16 protein-coding genes and 2 pseudogenes are annotated in these 18,977 nt (G+C 65.9%); 12 read left to right on the top strand and 6 right to left on the bottom strand.

From position 1 onward, the window contains the following. The 3 genes and pseudogenes from AC5RUO_RS17565 to AC5RUO_RS17555 form a co-directional block, all read left to right on the top strand. Positions 1-758 (top strand): annotated as a pseudogene (locus AC5RUO_RS17565) (glycine dehydrogenase (aminomethyl-transferring)); the annotation flags it as partial. 10 nt (positions 759-768) lie between these two features. Beyond that, positions 769-1,917: a glycine cleavage system aminomethyltransferase GcvT gene (gene gcvT, locus AC5RUO_RS17560; RefSeq protein ID WP_494104175.1), complete on the top strand. Its 1,149-nt coding sequence runs from the start codon at positions 769-771 to the stop codon at positions 1,915-1,917. Positions 1,918-2,063: 146 nt separating this feature from the next. Further along, the gene (locus tag AC5RUO_RS17555) at positions 2,064-3,524 is read left to right on the top strand and encodes an L-serine ammonia-lyase (protein ID WP_494104174.1); all 1,461 of its coding nucleotides are present in this window, start codon (positions 2,064-2,066) and stop codon (positions 3,522-3,524) included. A gap of 43 nt (positions 3,525-3,567) precedes the next feature. On the opposite strand, the pseudogene AC5RUO_RS17550 reads toward AC5RUO_RS17555, so the two are convergent. Further along, positions 3,568-3,807: pseudogene (locus tag AC5RUO_RS17550) on the bottom strand (TspO/MBR family protein); the annotation flags it as partial. 24 nt (positions 3,808-3,831) lie between these two features. On the opposite strand from AC5RUO_RS17550, the gene AC5RUO_RS17545 reads away from it, so the two are divergent. The 3 genes from AC5RUO_RS17545 (at position 3,832) to AC5RUO_RS17535 (ending at position 8,046) form a co-directional block, all read left to right on the top strand. Then, on the top strand, positions 3,832-4,965 hold the full coding sequence (locus tag AC5RUO_RS17545) for a lipid II:glycine glycyltransferase FemX (protein WP_494104173.1): 1,134 nt from the start codon (positions 3,832-3,834) through the stop codon (positions 4,963-4,965). 105 nt (positions 4,966-5,070) lie between these two features. After that, positions 5,071-6,387, top strand: coding sequence for a peptidoglycan bridge formation glycyltransferase FemA/FemB family protein (locus AC5RUO_RS17540; RefSeq protein WP_494011721.1), 1,317 nt, complete (start codon positions 5,071-5,073; stop codon positions 6,385-6,387). Positions 6,388-6,438: 51 nt separating this feature from the next. Next, positions 6,439-8,046, top strand: a complete 1,608-nt coding sequence (locus AC5RUO_RS17535) for a threonine/serine exporter family protein (RefSeq protein ID WP_494011720.1) — start codon at positions 6,439-6,441, stop codon at positions 8,044-8,046. 38 nt (positions 8,047-8,084) lie between these two features. Here AC5RUO_RS17535 and AC5RUO_RS17530 read toward each other — a convergent pair whose 3' ends face one another. Next, positions 8,085-8,924: a siderophore-interacting protein gene (locus tag AC5RUO_RS17530; RefSeq protein WP_494011719.1), complete on the bottom strand. Its 840-nt coding sequence runs from the start codon at positions 8,922-8,924 to the stop codon at positions 8,085-8,087. 14 nt (positions 8,925-8,938) lie between these two features. Continuing rightward, positions 8,939-9,709, bottom strand: coding sequence for a uracil-DNA glycosylase (locus tag AC5RUO_RS17525; RefSeq protein WP_494104172.1), 771 nt, complete (start codon positions 9,707-9,709; stop codon positions 8,939-8,941). Positions 9,710-9,847: 138 nt separating this feature from the next. On the opposite strand from AC5RUO_RS17525, the gene AC5RUO_RS17520 reads away from it, so the two are divergent. The 5 genes from AC5RUO_RS17520 to groL all read left to right on the top strand — a co-directional run bounded on the left by AC5RUO_RS17520 (position 9,848) and on the right by groL (position 14,445). After that, positions 9,848-10,189, top strand: coding sequence for a DUF3263 domain-containing protein (locus tag AC5RUO_RS17520; protein WP_494011717.1), 342 nt, complete (start codon positions 9,848-9,850; stop codon positions 10,187-10,189). A gap of 42 nt (positions 10,190-10,231) precedes the next feature. Beyond that, positions 10,232-10,876 carry a LytR C-terminal domain-containing protein gene (locus AC5RUO_RS17515; RefSeq protein WP_494104171.1) on the top strand — a complete coding sequence of 215 codons (645 nt, stop codon included), beginning with the start codon at positions 10,232-10,234 and terminating at the stop codon, positions 10,874-10,876. Positions 10,877-11,046: 170 nt separating this feature from the next. After that, the gene (locus AC5RUO_RS17510) at positions 11,047-11,253 is read left to right on the top strand and encodes a cold-shock protein (RefSeq protein WP_494011715.1); all 207 of its coding nucleotides are present in this window, start codon (positions 11,047-11,049) and stop codon (positions 11,251-11,253) included. Continuing rightward, the gene (locus AC5RUO_RS17505; RefSeq protein WP_494104170.1) at positions 11,250-12,518 is read left to right on the top strand and encodes an ABC transporter substrate-binding protein; all 1,269 of its coding nucleotides are present in this window, start codon (positions 11,250-11,252) and stop codon (positions 12,516-12,518) included. The genes AC5RUO_RS17510 and AC5RUO_RS17505 overlap by 4 nt, the downstream gene beginning before the upstream one ends. A gap of 298 nt (positions 12,519-12,816) precedes the next feature. Next, a complete protein-coding gene (gene groL, locus AC5RUO_RS17500) occupies positions 12,817-14,445 on the top strand; it encodes a chaperonin GroEL (RefSeq protein WP_138134342.1) in 1,629 nt (542 codons plus the stop codon). Between the two features lie 99 nt (positions 14,446-14,544). Here the strand turns inward: groL and AC5RUO_RS17495 are convergent, their stop codons facing one another. Next, positions 14,545-15,855, bottom strand: coding sequence for an ABC transporter substrate-binding protein (locus AC5RUO_RS17495; RefSeq protein ID WP_494104169.1), 1,311 nt, complete (start codon positions 15,853-15,855; stop codon positions 14,545-14,547). A 215-nt stretch (positions 15,856-16,070) separates the two neighbouring features. On the opposite strand from AC5RUO_RS17495, the gene AC5RUO_RS17490 reads away from it, so the two are divergent. Next, positions 16,071-17,099 carry an RNase H family protein gene (locus tag AC5RUO_RS17490; RefSeq protein WP_494011712.1) on the top strand — a complete coding sequence of 343 codons (1,029 nt, stop codon included), beginning with the start codon at positions 16,071-16,073 and terminating at the stop codon, positions 17,097-17,099. Between the two features lie 11 nt (positions 17,100-17,110). On the opposite strand, the gene AC5RUO_RS17485 is transcribed toward AC5RUO_RS17490, so the two are convergent. Together AC5RUO_RS17485 and AC5RUO_RS17480 are read right to left on the bottom strand one after the other, a co-directional pair. After that, positions 17,111-17,398: a WXG100 family type VII secretion target gene (locus AC5RUO_RS17485; RefSeq protein ID WP_494011711.1), complete on the bottom strand. Its 288-nt coding sequence runs from the start codon at positions 17,396-17,398 to the stop codon at positions 17,111-17,113. A gap of 106 nt (positions 17,399-17,504) precedes the next feature. Then, positions 17,505-18,977 carry a sensor histidine kinase gene (locus AC5RUO_RS17480; RefSeq protein WP_494104168.1) on the bottom strand — a complete coding sequence of 491 codons (1,473 nt, stop codon included), beginning with the start codon at positions 18,975-18,977 and terminating at the stop codon, positions 17,505-17,507.

Here is an 18,977-nt window from a genome sequence, read left to right as displayed (position 1 = left end):
ACAAGACCTTCTGCATCCCGCACGGCGGCGGCGGACCCGGCGTCGGACCCGTCGCGGCCAAAGCCCACCTGGCACCCTTCATGCCCGGGGACGCCACGTCCTGGACCGAGGGCAACGATGTCCCGATCTCCGCCTCGCGGTTCGGTTCCGCCGGGGTGCTGCCCATCTCGTGGGCGTATGTGAAGCTGATGGGCGGCGAAGGCCTGACCGAGGCCACCAAGTCCGCGCTGCTGGCCGCGAACTATGTCGCCTCCCGGCTGAACGAGTACTTCCCGGTGCTCTACACCGGTGAGGGCGGGTTGGTGGCGCACGAGTGCATCCTGGACCTGCGCGACTTGACCGCGAAGACCGGGGTCACGGCCGAGGATGTGGCCAAGCGGCTGATCGACTTCGGTTTCCACGCCCCCACCCTGTCCTTCCCGGTGGCCGGGACGCTGATGGTGGAGCCCACCGAGTCCGAGGACCTGGCCGAGATCGACCGGTTCATCGAAGCGATGATCACCATCCGCAAGGAAATCGACCAGGTCGCCGCCGGGGACTTCACGGTGGCCGATTCACCGCTGCGCCGGGCACCGCACACGGCATCCGCCGTCGTGTCCTCGAACTGGGACCGCGCCTACCCCCGGGAACAGGCCGCCTTCCCCGTGGCCTCGCTCCGGCAGGACAAGTACTTCCCGCCCGTGGGCCGGATCGACGGCGCCGCCGGGGACCGCAACCTCGTCTGCTCCTGCCCGCCCCTCGAAGACTTCGAAAACTAAGGACAAGCCCATGACTGAGAAATACACAGCTCTCTATGACGAGCACAAAAAACTGGGCGCGTCCTTCACGGACTTCGGCGGGTGGCAGATGCCCCTCAAATACAACTCCGAACTGGCCGAACACCACGCCGTCCGCAACGCAGCCGGCCTGTTCGATCTCTCCCACATGGGCGAAGTCTGGGTCACCGGCCCCGAGGCGGCAGCCTTCCTGGACTATGCCCTGGTGGGCAGGATTTCGGCCATGCCGGTAGGCAAAGCCAAATATTCACTCATCTGCAACGATGACGGCGGCATCATCGACGACCTCATCACCTACCGGCGGCCCGCTGCCGAGGACGGGACCGACGTCTTCCTGGTGGTCCCCAACGCCGGCAACGCCGCGGTGGTCGCCGAGGCGTTGACCGAACGCGCAGCATCCTTCGACGTCCAGGTGCGGGACGCATCAGCGGAAACCTCGCTGATCGCCGTGCAGGGGCCCAAAGCCCAGGACCTGCTGCTCCGCCTGGTTCCCGCCGGCAGGCACGACGACGTCACGGGCCTGTTGTACTACGCCGCTGTGGAGGTCCCGTTCCTGGTGGGCGGTGCAGGGCAGGAGCTCCTCCTGGCCCGCACCGGCTACACCGGGGAGGACGGGTTCGAGATTTTCGTGTCCAACGACGCCGCACCCGCCCTGTGGCAGGCCCTCATAGCCATCGCCGACGAAGGGGAACTTACGCCGGCCGGCCTGGCATCCCGCGACTCACTCCGCCTCGAAGCCGGCATGCCCCTTTACGGCAACGAACTCTCCCTGCAGGGAGACCCGTTCGCCGCCGGTTTGGGACCCGTCGTCGCACTGTCCAAGGAGGGCGACTTTGTGGGCAAGGCCGCACTGGCCGCCAAGAAGGAAGCCGGCGCCGGCACTACCTCCGGCCGCCGCCTCGTCGGACTGAAGGGACTCGGCCGCCGCGCCGGCCGCGCCCACTACCCGGTCCTTTTGGACGGCGCTCCCGTCGGCGAGGTCACCTCCGGCCAGCCCTCACCCACCCTCGGCTACCCCGTGGCCATGGCCTACGTCGACGTCGAACACATTGCCCCCGGCACCGCCCTGGACATCGACCTCCGCGGTAAAGCAGAGCCGTTCGAGGTCGTCGAGCTCCCCTTCTACAAGCGCGCCAAGTAGGTTTCAGTGCCGGGCGTGGTCACTTTTCCCGTCGGGTGCGGACTCCTCTCACCCCTCAGTTTTTGTCCAGATATGGCGGCTTTTGGGCTCGTTAGGTCGCCATATCTGGACAAAAACTTTGTACTTGTTAGTTAGGAAGACCCATCATGGCTGTTGGCGTTTTTGATCTTTTCTCTATTGGTATTGGCCCGTCGTCGTCCCATACTGTGGGGCCGATGCGGGCTGCTGCTGTGTTCGCTGAGGAGCTGAAGGCTTCGGGCAGGCTGACGGATGTGGCTTCGTTGCGGGTGGATTTGTACGGGTCGTTGGCGGCGACCGGGCACGGGCACGGGACGATGACCGCGGTGCTGTTGGGGTTGGAGGGGTTCCATCCGGAGCTGATCCTGCCCGGGGAGGTGGAGGAACGGCTTGCCTCGATCGCGGAGACCGGGATCCTGAACCTTGCCGGTGCCGGTGGGGAGGGCGTGCCGTTGCCGTACGGGGTGGGCGATATGGTGCTGCGGCCGTTGACGGTGCTGCCCCGGCACACGAACGGGATGACGTTCACGGTCACGGACGCGGCCGGGGAGGTGCTGCATGCGGCGACGTTCTTCTCGGTCGGTGGCGGGTTCATCGTCCGGGAGGGCGAAGAGGACGCGGCGCAGCAGGAACTGGAGGCCTCCAAGCAGGAGCTGCCGTTGCCGTTCCGGACCGCGGCGGAACTTTTGGCGCATTGCCGGGACACCGGGCTGGGCATCGCCGATGTGATGCTGCTCAATGAGAAAGCCTCCCGGGACGAGGAGGAGATCCGGGCCGGGCTGCTGCAGATCTGGTCCGTGATGGAGAACTGCGTCGCGACGAGTTTGAAGCGGGCCGGGGTGCTGCCGGGCGGGTTGAACGTGCGCCGCCGCGCCCCGGACTGGTACGAACGGCTGCAGAAGGAAACCGCACACCCCGACACCCGCCACGACCAGGACCAGGACGCTGCGTGGGACGCGGGCCCGTTCGACCCCAGGTACTGGCAGGAGTGGGTGAACCTGGTGGCGCTGGCGGTGAACGAGGAGAACGCCTCCGGCGGCAGGGTGGTCACGGCGCCGACGAACGGGGCGGCCGGGATCATCCCGGCGGTGCTGTTCTACGCGCTGCACTTCGCCCCGGGCATGGACACCGCCACCCAGGCGGACCGCGACGACGTCGTGGTTCGGTTCCTGCTCGCCGCGGGGGCGGTGGGGGTGCTGTACAAGGAGCAGGCCTCGATCTCCGGGGCGGAGGTCGGCTGCCAGGGCGAGGTCGGGTCGGCATCATCGATGGCCGCCGCCGGTTTGGCGGAGGTGATGGGCGGGTCCCCGGCGCAGGTGGAGAACGCGGCGGAGATCGCGATGGAACACAACCTGGGCCTGACCTGTGACCCGATCGGCGGGCTGGTCCAGGTGCCCTGCATCGAACGGAACGCGATCGCGGCCGCGAAAGCGATCAACGCCGCGAAAATGGCGCTCTGGGGCGACGGCACGCACCGCGTCTCCCTGGACGAAGTCATCATCACCATGCGCGAAACCGGCAAGGACATGAGCGACAAATACAAAGAAACCGCCATGGGCGGCCTCGCTGTCAACGTCGTCGAATGCTGACCTGCGGTGTCTCGATGCGGACGGCCGGCCGCAGCTAGTTATGGATGGCGGCTATCAGTGCCAGGGATGATGGCCAGTGCCAGCCATAACGCCGCAGAACCCAGCATGGGTACAGGGCGAAGAACACCGGAGTCCAGGCAAGGTTGAGAACAAGCTGGACGGCGTAAGCGGTCAGCGCTGGCCTGGTGTTCGCCGTCCGCTTCCGCCAGACAAGCCACGCTGCAACAGCCATGGCCGTGTACAGCACAGTCCATACCGGCCCTAACAAGAAGTTCGGGCCTGCTGCAGGCTTTAGACTTGAGGCTGCATGTCCGCACACATCCACGAGTACCGAAACCGCGCATCAACCCGATTGGACACGGCCCCCTTGCGAGAATTCACCGCACGTTTTGCCACCGCCGAGGAAATTGAAAACTGGGACAAGCACGTCACGGCCAACCCGAACGGCGGCAACATGCTGCAGTCGGCCGCCTACGCCACGGTGAAAAACGGCAGCGGCTGGAAGGTCCGCTTCCTGGTGCTGGAAAGCCGGGAAACAGCCAGCTACAACCTGGTACTGGAAAAGAAGTTCCCCATGCTCGGCCGGCTGTGGTATCTCATCAAAGGCCCGGACCTCGCCGCGCCGGAAGATCTAAAGGCCGCCTTGGAAGCCTGTGCCGCACTTGCCCGCGGGCGGAAGCTCAACGTCTTCACCATCAAGATCGAACCGGACATCATTGACTCTGCTGATGCCCAGGCGCAGCTGGCCGCCGCCGGACTGGCCAAGGCGCCGAACATCCAGTCCAACGACTCCACCGCCCTGCTGGATATCTCCCGATCCGAGGAAACAGTCCTTAAGAACATCTCTTCCCGCGCCCGCAACGCCATCCGGCGGGCCGAGCGGGAAGGCTGCGAAGTTGTGCGCAAGGAACAGGGGCCGGAAACGTACCGCGCCCTGTACGACCTCATGGCGGACACGATCAAGGCCAAGGGGTCGATGCCCCTGCGCAGCTACGAGTACTACGCCGCCTTCTGGGACGAATTCTGCAACCGGGGCCAGGGGAACTTCTTCTTTGCCTACGAGGACGGCAAGCCCAGCGTGGGCGCCTTCGTGATCAACTACGGCGCCAAAGCGACCTACAAAGACGGCGGCTCCACCCAGAACCGCAAACAGTACGGCGACTCGCACCTGGTCCAGTGGACAGCAATCCGGCGCATGCAGGAACTCGGCTGCACCGAATACGACTTCTGCGGCACACCACCGTCCTCCCGCATCAAGGACAAGAGCCACAACCTCTACGGCATGGGCATGTTCAAAACCAGCTTCACCAAGACGGTCACGGACTTTGTGGGCTGCCACGACTACGTGCTCTCGCCACTGCGGCACCGTCTCTGGGTCAAGGGCGCAGAAAGGGTGTTCCGCCGGATCGAAACGGCGCGGACCGGCCAGCAGTTCTACTGACCCCCACCCGTCCCGCGGCCGCCAGCGCCAGCAGTGCGCCGCCTCAAGCCCCTCCCGCACCGCGGCCCCTGCCACGCCGCGAGAACACCGAAGAAGGTAAGCCCCTTGAATCCAGTTCCCACCGCCACCGGCCTCGAGCCCGCAGTCCTCAGCGATGCCGAGTTCGAGGCATTCGCCCTGAAGCATCCGCAGAACAGCTTCCTGCAATCCGTCGACTTTGCCCGGTTCCAGCGAGCCCGCGGCCAGGAGGTGGAACTCTTCGGGGTACGCAGGGACGGCGAACTCGTGGCGGCCGGAAAGCTGAACTACACCACCACCCGCCTGGGCTACACCGTGTGCGAATGCGCCAAGGGGCCCCTGATGGACTACGCGGACCGGGAACTGGTGACCGCCGTCGTCGGACTCCTGCGGAAGCGTGCCGGCGAACGCAAAGCTGCCGAGCTGCGCATCTCCCCAAACATCCACTACATCGCCCGGGACGAGGATGGCGCAGAACACCCCGAGGTGCTGGACAACCGTCCGCTCGTGGCTCAGCTGGAAGGGCTGGGATTCCGGCACCAGGGACTGGACATGGACTTCGTGAACGTCAACTGGATGTTCATCAAGAGCCTCCAGGGCATCCAGGACGCAGAAGAGCTGATCATGAGCACCAGTTACCGCACCCGGAAGGCAATCCGGAAGGCAGAGAAGAACGGCGTGTTCCTCGAGCAGGCCACGCTGGAAACGCTGGACGACTTCTACGCCGCCCTCAGCCGGGCCGGGGACGAAAAGGGGTTCGTCTACCGCGAGCGGGCCTACTACGAGCACCTGCTCCGCACCACGTCCCCTGAGTTCACCAAGCTCATGATGGCCAAGATCGACATCCCGGCCTACCGCAAGTCCATCAGCGACCGCCTGGCCAGTGAGTCCGCCACTGCCGCCGACCTCCGCCGCGAAGTGGAAGAGACTGGCAGCAAGAAGAAAGCCAACCGGCTCAAGGTGGTCCAGGACCTGGTGGACAGTTATGAGCGCAGCCTCAAGGACATTGAGCGGTTCCCGGACTCCGTGGGCGTTGCCACGGTGGCCGCCATCCACTTCGTCTGCTACGGCGACGAGGTGGTCTGCGTTATCGGCGGCACCGTCCAGGATTACATCTACTTCAACGGCGCCACGTCGCTGTATTGGGGCATGATGCTGCACGCCCTGGAAAAGGGCTATCCGCGCTACAACTTCTACGGAACATTTGGCATCTCCGGCCAGGACCAGGAAGGCCACGGCGGCTACGAGTTCAAGAAGGGCTTCGGCGGCGAGGTGGTCCAACTGGTGGGTGACTTCGCGATGCCCGTCAGGCCTGCCGTGTTCCACGCCAACCGGCTTGCGCGGGCGGCCGTCGCGGCGGCCCGCACGGTACAGCGCAGGTTGCCCGGCAGGCGCACATCCTGACGGACAGTCCACACCACAGCACAGTCCACACCGCACAGGGAGGAGGGACCCTTGACTGACCGACCCGGGAGCCCGGCGGCAGGCCGCCCGCAACGGGCAAAACCTGACCCTGCAAAGCCTGAACCCGCCGCCACAGGGCCGGAGCGGGCCGGAGCCGGACGTTCCGGGGCCCAGCCTTCCGGTGCCCAGTCTTCCGGGGTTCGGCCTCACACCGACGGCCTGCCAAAGACGCAGGCGCTGACCGCTGCCGAACTGCGGCAGGACGCTGCGGCCAAGAAGATGCTGCGCCGCCTGGTCCAGGGTGAAAACCCGCCGACGGCGCCGTTGAGCATCGTGGACCGGCTGGCTGGCAGTCCTTATGCAAACCCCACCATCCAGGTGGGCGGCGTGGACACCTCCGCGCGCAAGACGCTTGACTTCGCCCTGCACCTGGCTGAAACCATGTTCCGGTACGGTGCCGGCGCGTTGGAGGTGGAAACCAGCATCATCGCGGTCACCGCGGCGCTGGGGCTGAAGAACATCGAGGTGGACATCACCAACCAGTCCGTGGGCATCAATTACGCGCCCAAGGACCAGACGCCCATAGCGCTGCTGCGCGTGGTGCGGTCCTGGACCAACAACTATGCCGGCCTGGCCAAAGTGCACCAGCTGGTGACGGACATAGTGGCCGGGGGAGTGGGCCGGGATGAGGCCATCCGCAGGCTGAATGAGGCGATCACCAGCCCCAAGCCCTTTCCGCGCTGGATGGTCACGGTGGCCTTCGGTATTTTCGCGGCGGCGTTCGTGGGCGTGCTGGGCGGCGGCCCGGTAGCCTCGGCCATCGCGTTCGTTGCCAATATCGGCATCAGCCTGCTGGCGCGCCAGCTGGGACGCTGGCGGGTGCCGGACTTCTTCATTACCGCCAGCTGCTCCTTCGTGGTGACCCAGCTGGCCCTCCTGCTCTGGCAGTTCGGCCTGACCAACTCGCCGGCGATCGTGGTGGTGGGCGGCATCCTCCTGCTGCTCCCGACAGGTCGCCTGGTCTCGTCGGTGCAGGACGCCATCAACGGGTTCCCCGTCACGGCGGCCGGACGGTTCCTCTCAACACTGCTGACCTTCGGTGCCATCGTGGCCGGCATCGCCGTCGCGTTTGTGGTGGGTGAACTGACGGGGATGCCGCGTATCGACGTCACGCAGACGTTCCCGCCGGCCTACGATCTGTGGGTCCTGGTCATCTTCGTGGCGGTGGCTGTGATGGCCATCTGCATCACGGAACAGACCAGCTGGCAGCTCCTGCTGCCCACCGCGGCTGTGGGCGTCGCAGGCTACTTCGTCCTGCTTGGCGGCGGGCTGCTCGGCATCGGGGACCGCTTTTCGCCGGCCCTTGCCGCCGTGGTGATCGGCCTGCTGGCACGCGTGGTCGCCCTCCGCCTGGGCGCGCCGCAGCTGGTGGTGGCAGTCCCCGCGGCGCTGATCCTGCTCCCGGGCCTCACCATTTTCCGCTCCATGTACGTACTCACCATCGAGGAAGCCGAGATCCTGCTGGGCGCGGGGGGAATGCTCAGCGCGGGCGCGATTGTGCTGGGAACGGCCGGGGGAATCGTCCTGGGCGACACCCTGGCGCGGCCGCTGACCCGGAGCCTGGCAAGCAACGAGCGGCGCCGCGCCCGCCGGCGCTGACCCGGCACGCGGCAGGTTCCGGCTGACGGTGCCGAAGGTCAGATCTGGCCGACCGGAAGCTTCTTTTCGGCCTGGAACACGTCCTCCACGCGTCCCTGCGCCCAGTAGCCGGATAGCGAAACCTGCCTGCGTTCCAGGCCGCGCTGGGTAAAGAAGACTTCCCGGAGGGCCTTCATGTAGCCCCGCTCGCCGTGCGCGAAAACGTCCACCGTGCCGGCAGGCCATTCGGCGCCGGCGACAGCGCTGACCAGCTGGTCGCTGGACCCGGCCGGTACGCCGTTACGGAACAGCCAGGTGATTTCCACGCCTGCCGGTGCGGTGAGCGGCTGCACGTCGGCGTCGGAATCCACTTCAAGGAAGGCCAGGCCTGTCGCCTCCGGAGGCAGTGCCTCGAGGCACGCGGCGATGGCGGGCAGCGCTGCCTCGTCGCCGGCAAAAAGGTACCAGCCGGCCTCCGGGTTGGGATTGTAGGCACCGCCCGGCCCGGTGAAGGTGATGGGATCGCCGGGCTGTGCCTTGGCCGCCCAAGGGCCGGCCAGCCCGTCGTCGCCGTGCACCACAAAGTCGATGGCAAGTTCCCGGGCGGCCGGATCAACCCAGCGCAGGGTGTACGTGCGCGTATAGGGCCACTGCTCGCGCGGCATGGTTTCCCGGATGCTCCATAGGTCCAGGGGAGACGGGTACTCGACGCCGGGCTGCGGAAAGACAATCTTCACGTACCGGTCCACGAAGCCGTTGTTGACAAAGTCAGCAAAGCCCGGGCCACCAGCCACGATGCGGACCATGTGCGGCGAGAGCTGTTCCCGGCGGAGCACCTCCAGATTGATCTGGGGGCGGCTCTTCTTGGTGGCGCTGGTGGCGGCAGGAACAATGCTCATAAGGCAAGCCTAAGCTAAGGAACTGGCGGAAGCTCCCAGGTTACGTCCCGGGCGCCCTGCTCCCGGAGGAGCCGGTTGACTTGGCTGAAGGGCCGGGAGCCGAAGAAGCCGCGGGACGCCGACAGCGGGCTCGGATGGGCGCTGGACACCACCGGGGTATCACGCAGCAGCGGAAGGACTGATTCGGCTTCCTTGCCCCACAACAGGGCCACCAGCGGCAACGGTGCGCCGTCCGGGGACTGCCGGGCGGCGACCGCGGCGACGGCCGCCGTCGTAATTTTCTCCCAGCCCTTGCCGCGGTGGGAACCGGCGGAACCGGCACGCACCGTCATCACCCGGTTCAGCAGCAGCACACCCTGCTCCGCCCAGGCGGAAAGGTCGCCGTGCACCCGGGCGGGGATGCCAAGGTCCGCCTCCAGTTCGCGGTAGATGTTCGCGAGGCTGCGGGGGATGGGCCGCGTGCGCCTGTCAACGGAGAATGAAAGGCCGACGGCGTGACCCGGCGTCGGGTAGGGGTCCTGGCCCACCACCAGGACCTTCACGCCGGCAAGGGGCTGGCGGAACGCGCGCAGGACGTTCGACGGCGACGGCAGCACCTGGTGCCCGGCCGCCACCTCGTCTGCCAGGAAGCCGAGGACGGCGCGAAGCTCTGGTTCCACCCCCGCCAGCGCCTCGGCCCAGTCCGGAGCCACGAGGTCCGTCAGCGGGCGCCGCGCGAGTTCGGCGAACTCTTCCATTCCGGCGGGGTCCTGCTCCAATTCGAACAAGGCGTCTGATTCAGGCACCGTCCCATTCTTGCAGGCGAGCGGCGGCACTTAGGCTCGGATGAGAGTCCAGGCCGCCGCCTACGCAAATGACAAGGCTGTTATTCGTCCGTAGCATGGGGGTAAGACATTTTCCCCTAGACCTCGAAGGAGTGTGCCGTGGCGGAACCGGCCCGGGAACATCTGCCCGAGGAATTGCCGGAGCAGGAACCACGTAACACCCTGCTGGCGGACTTCACGCTGCGCGAGTCCCCGCTCAATGAACGCGAGCAGCAGATGCTGGCGCTTGAGCGTCAGTGGTGGAAGTACGCCGGGGCCAAGGAACAGGCCATCCGGGAGCTCTTCGACCTCTCTGCCACCCACTACTACCAGCTGCTGAACGCCCTGATCGACCGCGAGGATGCACTCGCCCACGATCCCATGCTGGTCAAAAGACTGCGTAGACTACGTACGTCCCGCCACCGTGCCCGGACCGCCCGGCGCCTGGGCTCCGACACCTAGGACCATCCGCGGCCCCCAGCAGCAATTCCAAGGAAGTCAGCCATGACCAGATACGCCCGCGACGAATTCGACAAGGTCCCGGAAAACCCCCAGCGGCAAGGCGTCCACCGCACTGCTTGTGCGCCCTCGCGGGTACGTCTCTGGCCCATCCTGGCAGTAGGGGTGGTGGCGCTGGCCATCGGGCTGGTGTCTTTCCTGATCCTTCCGAAACTTGGCTTCAGCGGCACGGGGGCCCAGGTATCTTCCAGCCAGGAAGCTGCCCCGCTGGCGGAAACGGGGACAACGCCTTCGGCCAGCCCTGAAAGCACCCCGGAACCTACTGCGGAAGCCACGCCATCGGCGTCGACCGGGCCATCGCCCAGTGCCGAGGCTGTTCCCGAAGCCACCACCGCGGCGCAGGCGCAGGTCTTCCTTGACCGGACCCAGCCCGTTGCCGTCTACAACGCCACCGGAGCGGCAGGCCTGGCGGGCCGGGTGGGCGGAACCGTCCAGGCGGACGGCTGGACCCTGGGGCAGGTTGGCAACTGGGCCGGAGCGCCGCAGCAGGGTTCCACCATCTTCTACGCCGGACCTGAACAGCTGGCTAACGCCCAGGCCCTCGCGCGGCTGCTGGGCGTCCCCACGCTGGTCAGCAGCACGGACTTCCAGGTTCCCCTGGTTGTGGTACTGGGACCCGGTTACCGGTGAGCATCCCCCGTCCGGCCGGTCACGCGTAAATAACTATTCCCGGCTCCACTTCCGGACACCTGCAGCGCCAGGCAGGCATTGGCTAAAGTGAAGTCCAGGGTCCGGTCCGGGGCAGGCAAGCATCATTCGGGCTCCTGAGTCCCCGGTCTCAACGGAAAGAGTTGGTCAGCATGGCACTGGGAACCGTGAAATGGTTCAACGCGGAAAAGGGCTACGGCTTCATCACCGTTGACGGATCCGGCGACGACATCTTTGTCCACTGGTCCGCCATTCTGGGTGAGGGCTACCGCGCGCTGGATGAGGGGCAGCGCGTTGAGCTTGAAGTCGGCGAAGGCGAGAAGGGCCCGCAGGCCGAAAGCGTCCGGCCGGCCGAGTGAAGCATTTCCCCGTTTCCGCCGTCCGTATCCGTCCGGCGCTCGCCCTCTCCACGTGTGCCGTCCTGGCTGCCACTGCCTGTTCCGGAGTCACCGGCAACGTCCGCGTAGAGTCAGTCGAGGCGTCAGGCGACGGCATCCTGCGGGTTGGCCTGGTCCTGGACAACACCGGTGACAGCAGTTTCCTCAATGACTCCCAGCTTGCCGCGGCCAGGCTCGCGGTCAGGGAGATCAACGCGACCGGCGGCCACAAGGGCAGGGCGGTGGAACTCCTGCCGGTCGAGTCGGGCCAGGATGCCGCGGCACAGGCGCATGCACTGGTGGCCGGCAAGGCAGACGTTGTCATAGGGCCCACCGATTCGAGCCACGCACCCGCTGTCATTGATGTTCTCTCCCGGGCCCGGACACCGCTGATCTCGCCGGCCAACACGGCTGCAGGACTTACCGGCACGGACTCCGGCGGTTACTACTTCCGCACGGCCGCCGCGGACGTCGCTCAGGCACCCGTTCTGGTGAAGCTTGCGAAGAATGCCGGTGCTGCCTCCGTTTCCGTGGTGTACCAGGAAGGCGCCTACGGCAAGGACGTCGCCGATGCCATTTCCAAAGCAGCGGGCCAGGCCGGACTGGACGTTGCGGCAACCGAGGGGTTCCCTCCGGGGGAGGCGGGGCGGGCCGCCGGCGCGGCAGGGGAGGCCGGTGCCGATGCCGTGATCCTGGTGGCCCGCGAAGGCGCCCAGGGCGCACTCACGGAACTGGACAATGCCGGGATTGCCGGCTCTCGCATCATCCTCAGCGATGGAGCCTTCGCCCGTTACGGGTCCAAGCTGGGCGCCAAGGCACTGGAGGGCGCCCGTGCCGTGGTCCCCGGACAGCTTCCCTCCGCCGGATTCCAGGAACGGCTGCTCGCCGTCGACGGGCAATTGAAGGATCTTTCCTTCGCCGCCGAGACCTACGATGCCGTCACCCTGGCGGCGCTGGCCGCGGCCCGGGCACAGGACGACGCCGGCCGTTCCATCGCCGCCAACCTCATCAACGTGTCCGGCGGCACTGTCGGCGGTTCCGCCGAGGCTCCCGCCTGCTCCACCTACAAGGACTGCGTCACGGGGCTGGCGGCGGGTGATGAGATCAATTACGACGGCGAATCGGGCCCCGTCGCGTTCGACGCCAACGGAGACATCACCACCGCGAACTTCAGGGTCTTCACGTATGGTGCCGACAACCTGCCGGCACCCAGCGGCAGCGAAACAGCGGGGCGCAGCGGAAACTGACGCGCTGATCGCCGTCAGCGAATTCTCCCTGGCCGGCCCGCTGCTTCAATCGACTTTCGCTTGCACTCTCACGTAGGGAGTGCTAATTATTGACTTAGCACTCTGACGTACCGACTGCTAACGCAAGGCCTGTTTCAACCAGGCGCTGCGCGGCATCGGGCTAGGAGCCAAGAAACACCTAACTGGAGTGAGGTCCGCACCCGGAGGCATACAGAGGCCGCCGGCAAAGGACCGTCCGTCGCGGGCACTGCAGCGAAGGTTCATTCTTAACGACCGTCCCGAAAGGACCACTGCCGTTATGGCCAAGATCATTGCATTTGATGAAGAGGCACGCCGCGGCCTTGAGCGGGGCCTGAACACCCTCGCCGACGCCGTTAAGGTCACCCTCGGCCCGCGTGGACGCAACGTCGTCCTCGAAAAGAAGTGGGGCGCCCCCACGATCACCAACGATGGTGTTTCCATCGCCAAGGAGATCGAGCTGGACGATCCCTACGAGAAGATCGGCGCCGAGCTGGTCAAGGAAGTTGCCAAGAAGACGGATGACGTCGCAGGCGACGGCACCACCACCGCTACCGTGCTGGCCCAGGCCCTGGTCAAGGAGGGCCTGCGCAACGTTGCCGCCGGCGCCGACCCGCTGTCCCTGAAGCGCGGCATCGAAAAGGCTGTTGACGCTGTCACCGCCGAACTGCTGAACTCCGCCAAGGAAATCGAAACCAAGGAAGAGATCGCCGCCACGGCCTCGATCTCCGCCGGCGACGACGAAATCGGTGCGCTTATTGCCGAAGCCCTGGACAAGGTTGGCAAGGAAGGCGTCATCACGGTCGAGGAATCCAACACCTTTGGCCTGGAGCTCGAACTCACCGAAGGCATGCGCTTCGACAAGGGCTACATCTCCGCTTACTTCGTCACGGACGCAGAGCGCCAGGAAACGGTCCTCGAGGACCCGTACATCCTGATCGTCAACTCCAAGATCTCCAACGTCAAGGAACTGGTTGCTGTCCTCGAAAAGGTCATGCAGTCCAACAAGCCGCTGCTGATCATCGCCGAAGACATCGAGGGCGAGGCCCTGGCCACCCTGATCGTCAACAAGATCCGCGGCACCTTCAAGTCCGTCGCCGTCAAGGCCCCGGGCTTCGGTGACCGCCGCAAGGCACAGCTCGCCGACATCGCCGTGCTCACCGGCGGCCAGGTCATCTCCGAGGAAGTCGGCCTGAAGCTGGAGAACGCCGGCCTGGAGCTGCTGGGCAAGGCCCGCAAGGTTGTTGTGACCAAGGACGAGACCACCATCGTCGAGGGTGCAGGCGACGCCGACCAGATCGCCGGCCGCGTTTCCCAGATCCGCGCCGAGATCGAAAACTCCGACTCCGACTACGACCGCGAGAAGCTGCAGGAGCGCCTGGCCAAGCTGGCCGGCGGTGTCGCAGTCATCAAGGCGGGTGCCGCAACCGAGGTTGAGCTCAAGGAGCGCAAGCACCGCATCGAGGACGCCGTGCGCAACGCAAAGGCTGCCGTTGAAGAAGGCATCGTCGCCGGTGGCGGCGTAGCCCTCATCCAGGCCGGCGCAAAGGCATTCGCCAACCTGCAGCTCTCCGGCGACGAAGCAACCGGCGCCAACATCGTCCGTGTTGCCATCGACGCCCCGCTGAAGCAGATTGCCTTCAACGCAGGCATGGAGCCCGGCGTGGTGGTGGACAAGGTCCGCGGCCTCCCCGCAGGCCACGGCCTGAACGCCGCAACCGGTGAATACACCGACCTGCTGGCTGCCGGCGTGAACGACCCCGTCAAGGTGACCCGCTCTGCCCTGCAGAACGCGGCCTCCATCGCCGGCCTGTTCCTCACCACTGAAGCAGTCGTGGCCGACAAGCCGGAGAAGAACCCCGCTCCCGTTGGCGGCGGCGACGAGATGGGCGGCATGGGCGGCTTCTAGCCTCCTGCCGGGCCAGTCCCGCAGCTACAAAAAATGCGGCCCCTCTTTTCGAGGGGCCGCATTTTTTCTTGGCTGGATTTTTCGAGGACCGGGGCGCCGCTACTTCCGTGCGCTGGAGAGCATCCCTTCGACTTCCTTCTTGAAGGCTTCGGCGGCAGCCTGGGGAGTGAGGCGGTCGTAGAGCACTTCGTCCGTGTACCGCTTGATGACGTTCTGCACGCTGCCAGCCCCCACCGGCGGGACCGGGGGTGCTTCCTTCATGTCCGGGGCAATGTCCTTGAGGAAGGACACCACCGTGGTGTCTGCCGGCTTCAGGTCGGGGGTGATGCTTTCGACAATCTCCGGGTTGGTGGGCACGCCCCGGTCCGTCATCAGGATGGCGCCGGCCTCGGGACTGTTGGTCAGGTAGTTGATGAAGGTGGCGGTCTCCTCGGGATGCTTGGAGCGGGACGAAGCCGACCAGAACATGGTGGGCTTGTAGTACATCCCGTTGTCTGCGGCGGATCCGTCAATGCTGGGGGCGCGGAGCATCTTGATGCTGCTGCCCGTGGTGGATTCCAGTGAACCGAGCTGGTTGGTCCACCACCAGGCCATGCCCACCCTGTTGGTGCCGAACAGGCTTTCCTCGAGGCCGGCGCCCGAGTCCTCGGTGGCCACCGTTGCCGGAGGGCTTGCCTTGGAGTCGCGTTGCTCCTTCAGGCGTTCCCAGAAGGATGCAGCCGTCGCCGTGTCGAAGTCCAGCTTGCCGTCAGCGGAGTACAGGTTTTCGCCGTGCTGCCGCAGCCAAATGATCAGGTCCGCTTCGTTGCTGCCGTATGCGGCACCGTAGTTCTTTCCGTCGCCGGCTGCGCTGATCTTCGACGCCGTGTCCATGAAGTCGTCCCAGGTCCAGGTGGTGTCGTCCGGGAGGGGCACGCCCGCGGCCTCGAAAACCTTGGTGTTGGCCATGATGACATAGGCATTCTGACCGGTGCTCAAACCGTACTGCGCACCGTCGTGCTGGCCCGACGCCAGGGCTTCCTTATCCAGCTTTGAAGTGTCGATCCCGTCCTGTTTTCCGAGGTCCAGGAGGGCGCCCCGCCCGCCGTACTCGGCGATGTATTTCTGGTCCATTTGGATGACGTCCGGCGCGTCATTCGCTGCAGTCTTGGTGGCGAGCTTGTCCCAGTAGCTGGACCACTCGCCCGGTTCTGATTCGATGTTGATGTTGGGGTGTTCCGCCTCGAAAGCGGCGATGACCTTTTCGGTCTGGGAATTGAGGTACTCATTGCCCCACCACGCGAAGCGGAGGGTGACCTGCCCGTCGCCGCCGGAGCCGCCTGGGGCTCCGCATCCGGTGGCGAGGATGGAAAGGGCCAGGGCCGCTGCGCCGAGTTGGAATTTCCGTCGGCTGACAGTCCGAATCGTCATTGATGTGCCTTCCTGAATGCCGCCTTCCCCTCCTAAAGCATTCTTGGACCAGGATCAGGAAAACGTTTTCTCGAGTAGTACTGCGATTGTTTCCCGAATGGTTCCCGCGCGTCAAGAACTTTCGGTAAACGTTTTCTCAACCGTTGCCGCTTTGCCCGGCGACGGGCAAACCGGTAAGTGCCATCATTGTCGTGCCGGTCTGGGAGGATGGACCGGTGACGATTACTGCAGCGGCTGACGGTTCGGCCTTGGGAAATCCCGGCCCGGCCGGCTGGGCCTGGTACGTGAATGACGACTGCTGGCGCGCAGGCGGGTGGCCCCACGGGACCAACAACCAGGGTGAATTGATGGCGGTGCTTGACCTCCTGCGCGCCACAGCCCACCTCCCGGAGGAGGACCTGCGCATCCTCTGCGATAGCCAATACGTCATCAACTCCATCACCAAGTGGATGCCGGGATGGAAGCGCAAAGGCTGGCGCAAGGCCGACGGCAAGCCCGTCCTGAACGTCGAGCTTCTGAAGGAGCTGGACCGGGAGCTTGCAGGCCGAAAGTACACATTCGAGTGGGTCAAGGGCCATGCCGGGCACGACCTGAATGAGGCGGCGGATGAACGCGCCCGCGCTGCGGCCACGGCCTATCAGCAAGGCGTCGCCGCGCGCTCGGGCCCGGGTTTCCCGGGCGGGCACCACCCCATTTCTGCAGGTGCCACGGCCTCGCGGGCCGCGAAGGCAACCACGGAGGCGCGGCAGGGCAAAGGGACACAGCCGGCAGTGACCCCCCAGGGTGCTGCCGAATCCACAAGAACACAAGGCTCCCTGCCCCCGGGGAGCCTGGACGAACCGGATCTGTTCAGCCAGCTCGAAAACGACGCTTTCGACGTCGCTGAAGCCAAGCGGCATGCCTCTCCGCCCGAAGCCCTCGTGGAGGAGCTGGAGCGCGAGCTGCTGGGGCCATTGGTGCGCGGTGACATCGGCCGCACGGCCGTCCTGCTGCACCCTGATTTCATGGAGATCGGCAGTTCAGGACGGGTGTGGACGCGCGACGCGATGATGATGGCACTTGAGGAGGACCCGGGGGAGCGGACCGACATCGAGATCCTGGGCGCAGACCGGATTGGTACGGGTGCAGTCCTCCTGACCTACCGGAGCTTCGCCCGCTCGGGAACCGTCCTTCGGAGTTCGCTGTGGGTCCTGGACGGAGACCGCTGGCGCCTGCGGTTCCACCAGGGAACACCGGAGGCGTAAAACGCGCACGGCTAGCTGAAACGCTGGGTGTTGCCCTGTTCCGCCTGGGCATAGGTGGCGGCAGCGGAGGCCAGGGCTGCGTTGATGGAAGCCAGGGCGGCCTCGACCCTGCCCTGAGTCAAAGTCCACTCGGCTATCAGGGCCTGGAAGTTGGTTGCGGCAGAGCCGCGCCAGGAGCCTTGGAGTTCGTCCAGTCCGTGCTTCATGGCCTGGACATCAGCGCTGATCCTGTCCACGGTGGCCTGCACGTTGGCGGACTTCAGCTGCAGCAGCTCGGTATCGACGGAAATGATGCTCATGGCAGTGCCTTTCGCGATGGTGGGCAGCAGAAGCTTCCCCGCCCGGCCTTTCCGGGTGCTGCAACGAGCCTAGGAACGCGGGTGCGTCCCGCGCCAAGGGCGAACGCTATATGTGGATAACCTCGCCGTCGCTGCCGGTGGCATCGGCTTGCTGAGGATTGTCCTCACCGCAGGGCAGGCTGACCACCAGGGTGGCCCCGCCGCCGTCGGTCTGGGCCACCCGGACTGAACCGCCGTGGGAGCCCACGATCGCGGCCACAATTGCCAGGCCCAGTCCGCTGCCTCCTGTCTCGCGGGTACGCGAGGTGTCCGCCCGGTAAAACCGTTCAAACACCTTGGAGGCGTCCTCGTCCGATATCCCGGGCCCGTGGTCGCGGACCTCGATGACGGAAAAGGCTTCGTTGTTGGTGCTCCGGACACCCACGGCCAGTTCGATGGGGCTGCCCTCCGGGGTGTACCGGAGGGCATTGCCCACGAGGTTGCCCACCACCTGGCGAAGCTTGGCTTCGTCGCCGAGTACTGGAGCCGGGGAGGCGGGGCCGCCGTCGAGCCCGGTCAGTGAAATGACGCGCGAGCGGTCGCTGGCCTGGGTGTCCACCACGGCGTCGTGCGCAATCAGCTGCAGGTCCACCGGCTTTTGCTGCAGCGGCCGCTGCTCATCAAGCCGGGCCAGCAGCAGCAGGTCCTCCACCATGGAGCCCATGCGCTTGGCTTCGCTTTCGATCCGGCCCATGGCGGTGGCCACATCCTCGTCGGTTGCCAGGGCACCATGCCGGTACAGCTCTGAAAAACCACGGATGGTCACCAACGGCGTGCGCAGTTCGTGGGAAGCGTCGGCGGCAAACCGCCGCATCCTCGCTTCCGAGGCGGTGCGGGCCGCAAACGCCGTTTCGATGTGCGCAAGCATGGCATTCAGCGAACTGCTGAGCCTGCCGAGTTCCGTGGCTGGATTTTCCACCTCCACGCGCCGGGACAGGTCACCGGCGGCAATGGCTGCCGCCGTCTTTTCCACCCTGGCCAGGGGCCGGAAGGACCGGGACACCGTCCAGGAGGCTATCAGGGAGGCCAGCAGCAGGGTGAGCAGACCAACGCCCGTCACCACCAGGCTGGCGTGTTTGAGGACGTCATCCACGCTCTGCAGCGGCAGGCCAATGACCACCACTCCGGCGCCCTGGTTGGTCTGGACCGGAACGGCGACAACCCGCCAGTTCTCGCCGTCCGTGCCGCGGACCTGGTACGGCACCACGCCCCGTGCCTGCGCCGCCACCACCGACATGGACTTGATGTCGGGATGGATATCGGGGTCACCGCCAAACGGAATGGGTTCCTCGCCGGGGGCAAACAGGATCAGGGAGTAATCCGTGGGCACCGGATTGGGTGCCTGCAGCTGGCTGAAGGAGCCCTGTTTCCGCGCCACCCCGACAGCCGCGTTCAGCTTCTCGTCCACCTGGCCCTGCAGGTAGCTGTGCAGCAGTGCGAGGGTGCCGGCCCCGGTCACCGTCAGCGCCACGATCAGCAGGGCCATGATCATGGCCACCAGCTGCGTCCTCAGGGAGGAGGACTTCCACCGTTCCAGCAA

Source organism: Arthrobacter sp. Y3221087 (genome assembly GCF_059089905.1).
This window is presented reverse-complemented; position numbering and strand designations above follow the sequence as displayed.